The following is an 11,745-nucleotide window of genomic DNA, read 5'->3' on the forward strand; positions in this document are numbered from 1 at the left end:
GCAAAATGACGAAATGCAAGACGTGGACATCCTGAAAGCCTTGGCCAATGACCGGCGGCTCGCCATTCTCGAATGGCTGAAGCGGCCGCGCGACCATTTTCGCCCGCAGGTCGATGGCGACCTGGAGGAAGACGGCGTCTGCGCCGTGCTGATCGCCGAAAAGCTGAGCATCACCCCGGCCACGCTGAGCGAGCATATGCGCATTCTGGTGCAGGAGGAATTGGTTCATGCCAAGCGCATCAAGCAATGGATCTTCTACCGCCGCAACGAGCAGCGGATCGCCGAGCTGAAGCAGGGCCTGTTCGCAAACCTTTGAACCGGCTCAAGGGTTTCCCAGCCGCTCGCTCAGGAAATCGACGACCGCCCGCACGGCCGGCAGCTGTCCTCGCCGGTGCGGCATCAGGATCGTCGTGGTGATGCTGCCCGCCGTCCAGTTCGGCAGCAGGCGCACGAGCCTGCCTTCGGCAAGCGCGCTGCGGCAGACGGAGGTGGGCAGGCAGCTCAGGCCCAGCCCGGCCATCACCGCCTTCATCATCACCATCGGTTCGTCGGCGGCGATCACCGGCTCCGGCGTCACCGGCACCACGGTCCCGTCCGAAGAGACGAGCCGCCAGGGCCCGTCATGGAAATTGGCGGTCACGGCTTTGTGCCGGGCGAGGTCCTCCGGGCGCTGGGGCATGCCGTGGGTGCGAACGTAATCCGGCGACGCGACGACGAAGAAGGGATGCGTGGCGAGTTTCTTCTGCAGAAGCGTCGAATCCGGCAGGGGCGCCTGATGGCTGCGCAACGCGATGTCGAAGCCTTCCTGCACGAGATCGACGAACCGGTCGCTGACATGCAGCGAGAGCCTGAGCTTCGGATAGCGGAGGGAAAGCTCGGTGAGATGGTCGGCAAGCACGAATTGCGCCGTGGGCACGGCGGCCGTCATCCGCACCGTGCCGCTCGGTTCGCCGAGATGGGTGCGCACGATCGCCTCCGCCATTTCCGCTTCGATGACCGACGCTCGGGCGTGCTCGAAGAAATCCCGGCCCAATTCCGTAAGCGAAAAGCTGCGCGACGTGCGCTGGATGAGCCGCACGCCGAGCCGCGCTTCCAGTTCCGCCACGCGCTTGCTGACGGTGGATTTCGGCACTCCGAGCCGGCGCCCGGCTGCGGAAAACCCGCCATGCTCCACGGCCTGGACGAAGAAATGCAGGTCGTTGAGGTTGAGTGGTGCGGCCATGCCATCTTCCAGATTTGTGAACTTTGAGGTGCAATATGGGCATCTACTGCGCCAGCGTCCACGAAATCATATTGGCCGCATCCACGAGATTCAATTCCCAAGGAGTGAAGACATGACACCGATCCTGTTTTATGGCGTGCCGGAAGGATGTTCGTTCGGCTCGATCGTGGCGCTCGAATGGACGGGCGCGCCCTATCGCCTCTGCCGCGTCGATATGCCCGGCGTGGTCTCGAGCGCCGCCTATAGGCCGGTCAATCCGGTCGGCGAAACGCCGTCGCTGATGCTGCCGGACGGCCGGGTGATGAGCGAGAGCATGGCGATCCTCAACCACATCGCCGCCCGCGCGGTCAACAAGGGCTTCGGCTTCGATCCGAAGTCGGAAAAGTTCGACCGGCTGAACCAGATGCTGGCTTTTTTGAATACCGGCTTCTTCAACGCCTTCAGCCCGCTTTGGCATACGGTCGAACACGAGCTGGAGCCGCAGGCGAAGGAAGCGCTCCGGGCCTATGGCATCGCCAAGGTGGAGAAGGCGCACGCCCATCTCGAAAAGCTGCTCGGCGGCCGCCAATGGCTGCTCGGCGACGAGAAGAGCTTTGCCGACGCCTATTTCGCCGGTATCGCCCGCTGGAACGATTTCCATCAGGTCGTCGATCGCACGAAATTCCCAGGCCTCAACGCGCTTTACCAGCGCCTGCAGGAGGACCCGGCGGTGCGTTTCGCCTGGGCAATCGAGCACGAGGAGGAGGCGAAGACGACCGGCCGGTTCCTCGGTCACGTGAGCCTCGAAGAGGCGCTGGGCGAGATCGGTCAAGCCGCCTGAACCGGCATGGAGATAGCCGCCGGCTTTCAAAGAGCCTCGGCCATCACGCCGGAGGCTTCGGTCGCTCCGGGGCATCTTCAGGTCACGCGGTGAGGTCCTTGAGGAAGTCGTCGCACCAGCGGGTCACGTCGTGTTCCAGAAGGTGCTCCATCATGCGGCCCCAGCGCTCCTTGCGCTCTTCGAGCGGCATGTTGATGCCGCGTGCGATCGCGTTGGCGGTGCCTTCTATGTCGTAGGGGTTGACCAGCAGGGCGCCCCGCAATTCCCGGGCGGCGCCTGCGAAGCGCGACAGCACCAGCACGCCGGGGTTTTCCGGGTCCTGCGCGGCGACATATTCCTTGGCGACGAGGTTCATGCCGTCGCGGAGCGGCGTCACCAGCCCGATCCGCGCCAGCCGGTAAAGCCCCGCCAGCACCGGCCGGCCGATCGAACGGTTGATGTAGCGGATAGGCACCCAGTCCACCGTGCCGATCGCGCCGTTCACGCGGCCCGCCTGCTCGGCCACCATGCGCTGCATCTGCTCGTATTCGGGCACTTCCGAGCGGGATTTCGGCGTGATCTGCAGATAGGTGACGCGGTTGTGATGGCCGGGATTGGACTTGATGAAATGTTCGAAGGCATCGATGCGCTGGGTGATCCCCTTGGAATAGTCGAGGCGGTCGACGCCGATGATGAGGTCGCGGCCTTCGACGCTCTGGCGCGCCTTCCGCACGATCGCATTGCTGGCGGCCTTGCGGGCGAACTCGGCGAAAGCCGCGGTCTCTATGCCGATCGAGTAGAAGCCGCCCTTGAAGGTCCGGCCATAGGAGGTGAACTTGCCCTCGCTGAGCCGCTCGCCGATCCCCTCGCGCACCAGCCCGCCGCCGAAATTGTCGAGGTCGTGGTCGGTCTGGAAGCCGACGAGATCGTAATGCGAGAGCCCGCGCATGATCTCCTCGTGGACGGGCATGGTGAAGAGCACGTCGGCCGGGGGCCAGGGAATATGCAGGAAGAAGCCGATACGGTTCTTCAGGCCCATCTGGCGCAGTTCCGCCGCAAGTGGAATGAGGTGGTAGTCGTGCACCCAGATGACGTCGTCCTCTTCGAGAAGCGGCGCCAGCCGGTGCGCGAAGAAACGGTTGACGCGGAAATAGCCGGCCATCTCCTTGCGCCCGTATTCGGCGAGATCCAGCCGGTAGTGACAGATCGGCCAGAGAACCCGGTTGGCGAAGCCGTGGTAATATTCCTCCACGTCGGTCTTGGTGAGGTCGGTCAGGGCATAGGTGATGTTGCCGTGCTTCTGCATGCTGAGAGGTGCCGGCTCTCCCGCACCGCTCGATTTGCCGGACCAGCCCATCCAGATGCCGCCGCGCTCCTCCAGCGCCGCCTGCAGAGCGACCGCGAGGCCGCCGGCCGGCGCATCGCCGCTCTTTTGCGGCAGGGTGACACGGTTCGAAACGACCACAAGACGGCTCAAGGTCTTTCCTTTCGGTTCATGCGGAAACGGATTTGCCGGTATCGGCGAGCGCCGCGATGAGGGTGCGCAAGGCATGCGCGGAGGGGAGGGTGAACTTCGCTTCCGTCGCGGCCTCGGTTTCGGCGATGCGGATCGAACGCCCGCCAAGCTCGTTTGCCGCCCGGAACATCGCCTCGTCGGTCACGTCGTCGCCGATCGCGATCGGCTTTCGGCCCTTGAACGGCGGCTCGTCCAGGAAGGCCTTGAGCGCATGGCCCTTGCCTGCCCGTGCGGGGCGGATTTCCGCCACCATCTTGCCGCGCTGAAGCGTGAAATCCGGCCCGGCCATGTCGAGATAGCGGGGCATGGCCGCTTCGACGGCCTTGCGTTGCTCCGGCGCCTGCCGGTAATGGGCCGCGACGGCGGAGCCCTTGTCCTCGATGAGGACCCCCGGCCACGCTCTCGCCTCCTCGGCGAGCGCGGCCTTGAGTTCTTCGAACGCCTCGCCGGTCTCGATGCGGCTGACGGCGCCGGAGGAACTGCGCCTTTCGGACCCGTGCAGGCCGGCCAGCGGAAATTCGTAAGGGGCGAAAAGCCGGTCGGCATAGGCGAGTGCCCGGCCGGTCACCAGCGCCAGCGCGCCGCCGAGCTTCAGGGAAAGGAGATGCAGGTTTTCAGGCAGATCCGGCGGAACCGTAATACCGTCCGGCGTATCGGCAAGGTCGATCAGCGTACCGTCGATATCGAGGAACAGGGCCCAATGCCCGGGTTGCAGCGTAAGCCTGGAGAGGATTTCCTCGGCGGATCGGGCAGAAGCGTGCTCGTCCTCTTTTGGGTGTTCCTGGTACGACATGGTGCCTAATTTAGGCCATGAATCCGCCCCGGCAACCTCGGAAAGCTACATCCTGTTGCAAAAAGTGATAGGTCCTCTGTCGGGAGGGGGTCGTTAAGATCAAGGCTCGTGTGCCGCTAAATCTCTGACAGGTAAAAGGAATTTTCCTGCTTTTTTTTAGGCGGGCAGCCACCGAACTACGCCAGCCTGGACGCGATCAGAGCGGCGAGGCGCCCGGCCACCTCCTCCTTGGCGAGATCGGGCCATTCGTCCACGCCCTTGGCGCTGATGATCTTCACCCGGTTGCGGGTGCCGCCCATGATGCCGGTCTGCGGCGAAACATCGTTGGCGACGATCATGTCGGCGCCCTTGCGCTCCAGTTTCGAGCGGCCGTTCTTCTCGACATCCTGGGTCTCCGCGGCAAAGCCCACCACCAGCTTCGGCCGCTTCTCGTGGTGGCCGACGGTCTTCAGGATGTCCGGATTTTCGGCAAGCTGTAGCGGCGGCGGCGCCTCGCCCGGCTGTTTCTTGATCTTCTGCCCGGCGGAGGCCGCAACACGCCAGTCGGCGACGGCCGCCACCATCACGGCGATGTCGGCGGGCAGGCGGGAGACGACCGCCTCCAGCATTTCCTCCGCCCGCTCCACATGGACGGTCTTCACGCCGGCCGGATCGGGAATCGTCACCGGCCCGGAAACCAGCGTTACATCCGCACCGAGCTTTGCGAGCGCGGCGGCGATGGCATGGCCCTGCCGGCCCGAGGAGCGGTTGGCGAGGTAGCGCACGGGGTCGATCGGCTCATGCGTCGGGCCCGACGTGACGACCGCCGTCCTGCCGGCAAGCGGCTTCGGCGCGCCGTCGAGCAGTTCGATGACGGCCGCGACGATCTCCAGCGGCTCGGCCATGCGGCCCAGTCCGGTCTCGTTGCTTTCCGCCATCTCGCCCGCCATCGGGCCGATGAAATTTATGCCGTCCCCCTTCAGGGTCTCGACATTGCGTTTCGTGGCCGGTGCGGCCCACATCTTCGGGTTCATGGCCGGTGCGGTCAGGACCGGCCGGTCGGTGGCAAGCAGCACGGCGCTGGCAAGATCGTCGGCAAGCCCATGCGCCATCTTCGCCATCAGGTCGGCGCTCGCCGGCGCGACCACCACGAGATCGGTGTCGCGGGCGAGCCTGATATGGCCGACATCCTGCTCGTCCTCGCGGGAAAAGAGGTCGAGATAGACATGGCTGGCGGAAAGCGCGCCGACTGCGAGCGGCGTGATGAATTCCTGCGCCGCGGCGGTCATCACCGGCCGCACCGAAGCGCCGCGCTCGCGAAGCCGGCGGATGAGGTCGAGGCTCTTGTAAGCAGCGATGCCGCCGGAAATGATCAGAAGGATGCGCTTGCCCGAAAGTTCCATGCCCGTATCCGAGATGAGAATGGCCGGGAAGCTAAGCCTTTACCTTGGAACATGCAATCGGCTGCTTCTGCGCCTTCTCATGGAACTGTTGCGATTTCATCGGAGTTCCTTCCTCTCGAAGGAGATCGAGACATGGCAAAGAAGAAAAACGCTGTTCCGAAAAAGGTGGCGGGGTTCAAAATTCCGAAGTCGGTGCGCAAGTCGGCGGCGCTGCGCGCGCTGCTGGGAAGTGACATCGGCCGCGACGTTCTCGCGAATGCCATCACCGCAGGCGCGGGAGCTGCGGCTGCCGTTCTCGTGCGGGACCGGGAGGAAATTGCCGACGCCGGCAAGAAGGGTGCCCGAAAGGGCGCTTACGCACTCTCCGTCGCGACGGAGGCCTTGGAAAGCGCAGCAAGCGCGGTCATGGGGTCGGTGAAGGACTCCACTTATTCCCTGCTGCCGAAGGATGTGAAAAAGACGGCCAAGAAGAGGAAAGGCCGTAGTTCCGGGAAGGACGAGCGCCCTTTCGCCAGCGCCGCGACCCATTAGAGAAACGGCGCAAATCCCCGCCGGGAGGGAAAAGCGGGCTGCCTCGGCCGGTCGAGCGGCTGGTGATGAAGCGTTACGGCAAAACCGCGGCCGGTCGCGTGGGCACCGCGGCCATGCTGCGCGCGCTCAGCGTGCTCGTCCGTCATCACCCCAGGGCGGCGCTGGATATGGCCGGCGCCGGATTGAAACAGGCCGGCCGCTCCGGTTTTGAAGAAGTGAAGGAAGCGCTGACGCCTCATTCCCTGGACCGGAAGGAACATGCTTCATCCGATCCTCCTGCATCCGCGGCAAAAGCTACGGCGGAGCCGGACACGGCCTGAGCAGGGCTGCTCCTCCAAATAGCGAGTTGATCGAAATCGGTTTTTGATGGTATCGATCGTTCCGGCCGGATGCGGCCAGCCGCCCGCGGGTCCTCGACCATGGTGAACGCATCTCAACCGCCTCTCATCCTTTGCCGATCCGGCCGATGATGACGAACGGATCAGCAATGCGGGCCCTGATCTTGCCGTTCGTCCGTTGAAAGGATGATGAGATGCGCGATTTCCGCGATGCAAAAGTGATGGCGAAAAGCCTGCGCGAGGCACTCGTTGAGCGTAAGATTGAGCTTACGCATAGCCAGGCGCTGGAACTGGTTGCAACCCAGTTCGGTTACGACAACTGGAATATTCTTGCTGCAAAGATCGATGCAGCAGAGCCGCAGCAAAGGAAGCCCGATGCGATTTCGATCCAGCCGGCGATCCCGATCTTCCGGATATTCTCCGTCGACAAGGCGATGGAATTCTATTGCGGGTTCCTCGGCTTCAAGCTCGATTGGGAGCACAGTTTCGGCGAGAATTTCCCGCTCTACTGCCAGGTGTCGCGCAGCGGCATGCTGATGCACCTTTCCGAGCACGCGGGCGACGCTTCGCCGGGTGCCAGGGTCTTCGTGCCGATGCAGGGAATAAGAGAGTTCCATGCGGAACTTATCGGCAAGGGTTACCGGTACATGAGGCCTGGACTCGAACAGGCGGATTGGGGCCTGGAAGTGACGGTCATAGACCCCTTCAGCAACCGCATCACCTTCTGCGAGCGGGAGATCAAAGGAAGCTGATCCGCAGCATGTCCCACAAACGGACCTATACCAGCTCCATCAGGTTGAGAGCGATCGGGGAGCGCTGCGCCTTCAGCAGCGCGAGCCCCAGCCGGGCGATCAGCGGCGGTCCCTTGATCGGCCGGTAGACGACGCCCTCGGTCGCGAGCTTTGCGATCGAGGCAGGCACGATGGAGACGCCGAGGCCCGCGGCCACGAGGTTGACGACGGAGGGGATCTGCGGCGCTTCCTGCGTCACGGTGAGCTCGAAACCGGCTTCCCGGCAGCCGCGCACGATATCGTCGTAGAGGCTGAGACCCACCGTGCGCGGAAAGAGGATGAAGGGTTCGCCGGCGAGCGCCGCAAGCGGCACTTGCGCTTGGTGGGCAAGCGGGTGATGGGCGGGAAGCGCGATCAGCATCGGCTCGTCGGGCAGCCGTTTCAGCCGCACCTCCTTCGGGTCCTCCAGGCCGGGGCGGATGAAGGCGGCGTCGATTTCCCCGCGAACGAGCTTTTCCATCAGCCAGTTGCTGTTCATTTCGCTGAGTGCCAGCGCCACGTCCGGCCAATGGTTGCGGAAACGGCGGATCGCGCCGGTGACGAGGGGATTGAAAGCGGCGGAAGCCGTGAAGCCGAGCGCCAGCCGGCCCGTCTCGCCGCGGGCCGCACGTTGCGCCGCGAGCTTGGCGTTGTCGGCCGCCGCCAGCGAAACCTTCGCCTCGGCAAGGAAGGCCGTCCCTGCCGTCGTCAGCTCGGCACCGTGCGGCACCCGATGGAACAGCACGGCACCGATCTCGGTTTCGAGATCGCGGATCTGCTGGCTGAGCGGCGGCTGCCCGATTCCGAGCCTGGCCGCGGCGCGGGTGAAATTGCCCTCTTCGGCAACGGCCAGAAAATAGCGGAGATGCCGGAGCTCCATCTGTAAAACCTATCGAGATTGCCTCCTTCATATATTGGACAAATCAACGGCTGCTGGCTACCTGTTTTTGTAACGAAAGGTTTTCCGATCATGTCCCGCGCCGCCGACCTTCAGGCAAGCATCCCTGCTCCGTCCGATCTTCATCAGGTCAAATCCGCGCCGGGGGAGAAGGAGAAGCGGTTCCTGGTGCGCGGCACGCCGGCCTATCGCCGCGCCAGCCTGGCCTTCTTCCTCTCCGGCTTCTCGACATTCGCGCTGCTCTACTGCGTGCAGCCGCTGATGCCGATCTTCTCGGAGGATTTCGGCGTCAGCCCGGCCGCGAGCTCCCTGTCGCTCTCGCTCTCCACCGGCTTCCTGGCCTTCGCGATCTTCTGCGCCGCGCCGGTTTCGGAGCGTTTCGGCCGACGCAGCCTGATGTTCGTCTCGCTGCTCGGCGCCTCACTCTGTACGATTGCCTGTGCGGTAATGCCGGATTGGCATATGCTGCTCGTCGTCCGGGCGCTGGAAGGTTTTCTGCTCGGCGGCGTGCCGGCGGTCGCCATGGCCTATCTGTCGGAAGAGATCGATCCGAAAGGGCTCGGTGCCTCGATGGGCCTCTACATTGCCGGCAATGCCTTCGGTGGCATGGCGGGCCGCGTCTTCACCGGCATGCTGGCCGAATATTTCTCATGGCGGCCGGCGCTCGGCGGTATCGGCGTCATGGGCGTTCTCGCAGCAGTCGGCTTCCTGATCCTCCTGCCGCCGTCGCGGAACTTCGTTCCCCGCAGGTCGGATATGCGCTACCACGTCGATGCCTGGCTCGGGCATCTTGGAAATCCGGCACTAGCACTGCTTTTCGCCATCGGTTTCCTGATGATGGGCGCCTTCGTGACCATCTACAATTACGCCGGTTTCCGCTTGGTCGCGGCGCCCTACGGTCTCAACCAGACCGAGCTCGGCCTGATCTTCACGGTCTATCTCTTCGGCATTGCCGCTTCCTGGGCGGCCGGTCATCTGGGCGATCGCTTCGGCCATTTTCTGGTTGTGCCGGTCGGCGTCGTCGTCGCGATCATCGGCGTTGCCACGACACTCGCCGCGCCGCTCTGGGCGATCATTCTCGGCATCGTGCTCCTGACCTCGGGTTTCTTCATGGCCCATTCGGTCGCCAGCGCCCTGGTCGGCAAGCTGGCGCGCGGCACCAAGGGCCACGCGTCCTCGCTCTATCTGCTCGGCTATTATCTCGGCTCCAGCGTGGCGGGTTCGCTCGGCGGGCATTTCTGGAGCGCCGACGGCTGGTGGGCGGTCGCGGCCTTCACGGGCGTCATGCTGCTCCTCTCGCTCTTCGCCGCCCTCCAGTCGAGGCGGATCGCGGGGAGACGAGGCTAGCTCTTCTTCGCCGTCGCGACCGGCTCGGTCGTCAGCTTGAAATCGGCCATTTCCTTCGGCGTCAGGTAGTAGAGCCGGTCCGGCGGCGTTTCGAGCGCGTTGATCCACAGCCCGGCGCCGATGCCCATCTCGTCGAGATGCCGCGCCACCCGCGCGGTCGTCGCCTGTGCTGCGGCCATCGCCTGTTCCGCCGTCGGCCGTTCCCGGCTGCCGTTGAAGACCTGGTGCACGCCGATCACCGCATCCTTCTCCGCCATACGCCCGACGCCGCCGGCAAAGATGATCGGGCAGGAAGAGGCACAGAGCGCCTTGGAGGCCACCTTCGTGTCGAGCTTCTTATCGCGGATCAGCTTCGACATGGCGATTGCGTCGTCCACGGAACCACCGGGCGAATTCAGCGTCACGGTCTTCACATATTCGCCGCGCGCCTCGATTTCCTTGGCGAAGCGTTCGGCCGCGCCCGGCTCGATCGTTCCCTCGGCCAGCAGCACCCCGCCGGAGACGAGCTCGAACTTCACCGGCTGGCGCAATACTTCCTTCGGGCTTGCCGGCTGCACAGGCGGTGCCGTGGGCACGCCTTCCGTCAATGCCGGCGGCAGCACGGGCTGATCCTCCTGCATCGGATCATAGCCGGGAAGTGCCGCGTTCATGGCCGTGATGTCGCGCACGTCGATGACGAGAAACACGGCCGCGGCCGACAGCAATATGTAGAAGGCGCCGCGCATCAGGACGCCGTCGTCGAGCCGCATCAGCGCCTTGATCGGCTCATCGATCCTCATGCGACCGGTCCCTCGTGCGCGATTTCAGGTCGAGATTGGTGATGTTGTTCGGTTCCTGCGCCTCCGCCTCGGCGACCGCCTCCTCGATATCGATGCCTTTGGCCGAGACGGCGCGCTGCACCTCCAGCGCCTGGAGAAGCTCGGCGGCGGTGATCCGTTCGGCAAACGGCAGCTTCTCATCCTGTTTGCGGATCGCGCCATGCACGACGGCGAGGATGAAGACCATCACGCCCGGCAGGAGGTCGATCGAGATGGCGCCCGCCCAGGCGGGAATGAAGTCGGAAGCGTAGCGCAGCACGGCTTCGGCGGAGGAGAGCGGCACGAAACGCCGCTCCGGCACGGCGGGGCGGGCGAGTATCTCGTCGGCCGCCTGCGACAGCACCTTGGATTGCGCTGCGACCGAGGCCCGCACCGTCTCCATGACCTGATCCTGGCGATTGACCAGATTCGCGTCACCTCCGTCGGCCACGGGCGCGATGAAGCCGAGCGACAGGTCGTCGGCCGCGCGGCGGATCGAAGGTGCGATCGAGGTCTGGCCGAGCGAGGCGATGACGCCGGTCAGCGCCACGACTTCGGAGGAGAACTGGTCGGCTCTGGGTTCCACCTGACCCGGTGCCGAGACCAGGGTACGCATGGTCTCCAGCCGCTTCTGGCCGTCGTTGAAGAGATTGGCCACCTGTTCGCGCGAGGCATTGATGCCGTTTTCCAGCTCTTTGAGTTGCGCCGACATTTGCGAAAGCAGCGCCACGACGCTGCCGGAGCCGGTCGTACCCGTCAGCGCGCCGGATTGCCGTTCCGCTGCAGCAAGCTGGGCGAACCGCTCCGAAGCCCGCTGGATGTCGGGCAGCAGGCTCTGGGCGGCCAGCGCATTCTGGTGCGCCTGGTCGAGGTCGGTCGTGTAGTCCTCCACCGTTTCGGCGAGATGCTGTTCGAGCGCCGCCGAGCCCGCAAGGGCCGCGGCGTTCAGCCAGCTCGACATGGCGATGATCATCGCGGCGCCGAGCGCCATGACGCCCAGCATGGCGGCACGGCCGGTATGCGTCGTTATATGCGGATAGAAGCGCGCCATATAGGACCAGAAGGCATAGATGCCGACCGACACCGAGGCCGAATAGATGATCGCCGCGAAGAAGACTGCGGTCGGCGACCCGTCGAGAAGCGAGCGCACGCCGAGATAGGTATAGACGCCGGATGCGAGCGCCAGCACGGCGAGCGCGAAACGCGTCATGGTTTCGACGGCCGCGACGCCGTCGGATAAGCGTTGGGATGCGCCGAGCGCCATGGGTTGTCTCCGAAAGGAATGTATTCCTTAACAGAGAATGAAGAAACCGGCGGAATAAAGGCCGGCTGCGGATCGCAATAGGGTGGAT

Annotated in this window: 13 protein-coding genes; 6 read left to right on the forward strand and 7 right to left on the reverse strand. The window is 64.4% G+C overall.

The window, feature by feature from the left end; translation table 11 throughout:
• Positions 1 to 13 precede the first annotated feature (13 nt).
• Positions 14 to 316: an ArsR/SmtB family transcription factor gene (locus tag ACMGE0_RS24040; RefSeq protein ID WP_436818423.1), complete on the forward strand. Its 303-nt coding sequence runs from the start codon at positions 14 to 16 to the stop codon at positions 314 to 316.
• Between the two features lie 6 nt (positions 317 to 322).
• Here the strand turns inward: ACMGE0_RS24040 and ACMGE0_RS24045 are convergent, their stop codons facing one another.
• The gene (locus ACMGE0_RS24045; protein ID WP_436818424.1) at positions 323 to 1,222 is read right to left on the reverse strand and encodes a LysR substrate-binding domain-containing protein; all 900 of its coding nucleotides are present in this window, start codon (positions 1,220 to 1,222) and stop codon (positions 323 to 325) included.
• A 112-nt stretch (positions 1,223 to 1,334) separates the two neighbouring features.
• On the opposite strand from ACMGE0_RS24045, the gene ACMGE0_RS24050 reads away from it, so the two are divergent.
• Positions 1,335 to 2,042 (forward strand): glutathione S-transferase family protein, encoded by a 708-nt coding sequence (locus ACMGE0_RS24050; protein WP_436818425.1) that lies wholly within the window; start codon positions 1,335 to 1,337, stop codon positions 2,040 to 2,042.
• Positions 2,043 to 2,124: 82 nt separating this feature from the next.
• On the opposite strand, the gene otsA is transcribed toward ACMGE0_RS24050, so the two are convergent.
• From otsA to coaBC, 3 genes are all read right to left on the reverse strand, one after another.
• A complete protein-coding gene (gene otsA, locus ACMGE0_RS24055; RefSeq protein WP_436818426.1) occupies positions 2,125 to 3,498 on the reverse strand; it encodes an alpha,alpha-trehalose-phosphate synthase (UDP-forming) in 1,374 nt (457 codons plus the stop codon).
• Positions 3,499 to 3,514: 16 nt separating this feature from the next.
• Positions 3,515 to 4,330 (reverse strand): trehalose-phosphatase, encoded by an 816-nt coding sequence (gene otsB, locus ACMGE0_RS24060; protein WP_436818427.1) that lies wholly within the window; start codon positions 4,328 to 4,330, stop codon positions 3,515 to 3,517.
• 176 nt (positions 4,331 to 4,506) lie between these two features.
• A complete protein-coding gene (gene coaBC / locus ACMGE0_RS24065; RefSeq protein ID WP_436818428.1) occupies positions 4,507 to 5,712 on the reverse strand; it encodes a bifunctional phosphopantothenoylcysteine decarboxylase/phosphopantothenate--cysteine ligase CoaBC in 1,206 nt (401 codons plus the stop codon).
• 132 nt (positions 5,713 to 5,844) lie between these two features.
• Between coaBC and ACMGE0_RS24070 the strand changes: the two genes are divergently transcribed.
• From ACMGE0_RS24070 to ACMGE0_RS24080, 3 genes are all read left to right on the forward strand, one after another.
• Complete coding sequence (locus ACMGE0_RS24070; protein WP_436818429.1) at positions 5,845 to 6,243, forward strand: hypothetical protein; 399 nt, start codon at positions 5,845 to 5,847, stop codon at positions 6,241 to 6,243.
• A gap of 65 nt (positions 6,244 to 6,308) precedes the next feature.
• Positions 6,309 to 6,563: a hypothetical protein gene (locus ACMGE0_RS24075; protein ID WP_436818430.1), complete on the forward strand. Its 255-nt coding sequence runs from the start codon at positions 6,309 to 6,311 to the stop codon at positions 6,561 to 6,563.
• A gap of 212 nt (positions 6,564 to 6,775) precedes the next feature.
• Entirely contained in the window at positions 6,776 to 7,333 is a 558-nt protein-coding gene (locus tag ACMGE0_RS24080; protein WP_436818431.1) for a glyoxalase superfamily protein, read from the forward strand.
• A gap of 25 nt (positions 7,334 to 7,358) precedes the next feature.
• Here the strand turns inward: ACMGE0_RS24080 and ACMGE0_RS24085 are convergent, their stop codons facing one another.
• Positions 7,359 to 8,231 (reverse strand): LysR family transcriptional regulator, encoded by an 873-nt coding sequence (locus ACMGE0_RS24085; RefSeq protein ID WP_436818432.1) that lies wholly within the window; start codon positions 8,229 to 8,231, stop codon positions 7,359 to 7,361.
• 90 nt (positions 8,232 to 8,321) lie between these two features.
• Here ACMGE0_RS24085 and ACMGE0_RS24090 point away from each other — a divergent pair, with 90 nt between their 5' ends.
• Positions 8,322 to 9,596, forward strand: coding sequence for an MFS transporter (locus tag ACMGE0_RS24090; protein WP_436818433.1), 1,275 nt, complete (start codon positions 8,322 to 8,324; stop codon positions 9,594 to 9,596).
• Here ACMGE0_RS24090 and ACMGE0_RS24095 read toward each other — a convergent pair.
• Both ACMGE0_RS24095 and ACMGE0_RS24100 read right to left on the reverse strand, forming a co-directional pair.
• Complete coding sequence (locus tag ACMGE0_RS24095; RefSeq protein WP_436818434.1) at positions 9,593 to 10,375, reverse strand: COG3904 family protein; 783 nt, start codon at positions 10,373 to 10,375, stop codon at positions 9,593 to 9,595. The two genes, ACMGE0_RS24090 and ACMGE0_RS24095, sit on opposite strands and share 4 nt — an antisense overlap.
• Positions 10,362 to 11,657, reverse strand: coding sequence for a hypothetical protein (locus ACMGE0_RS24100; protein ID WP_436818435.1), 1,296 nt, complete (start codon positions 11,655 to 11,657; stop codon positions 10,362 to 10,364). Before ACMGE0_RS24100 ends, ACMGE0_RS24095 begins: the two co-directional genes overlap by 14 nt.
• Positions 11,658 to 11,745 lie beyond the last annotated feature (88 nt).

It is taken from the genome of Neorhizobium descurainiae (assembly GCF_051400715.1).
In the GTDB taxonomy this organism is placed as follows: domain Bacteria; phylum Pseudomonadota; class Alphaproteobacteria; order Rhizobiales; family Rhizobiaceae; genus Neorhizobium.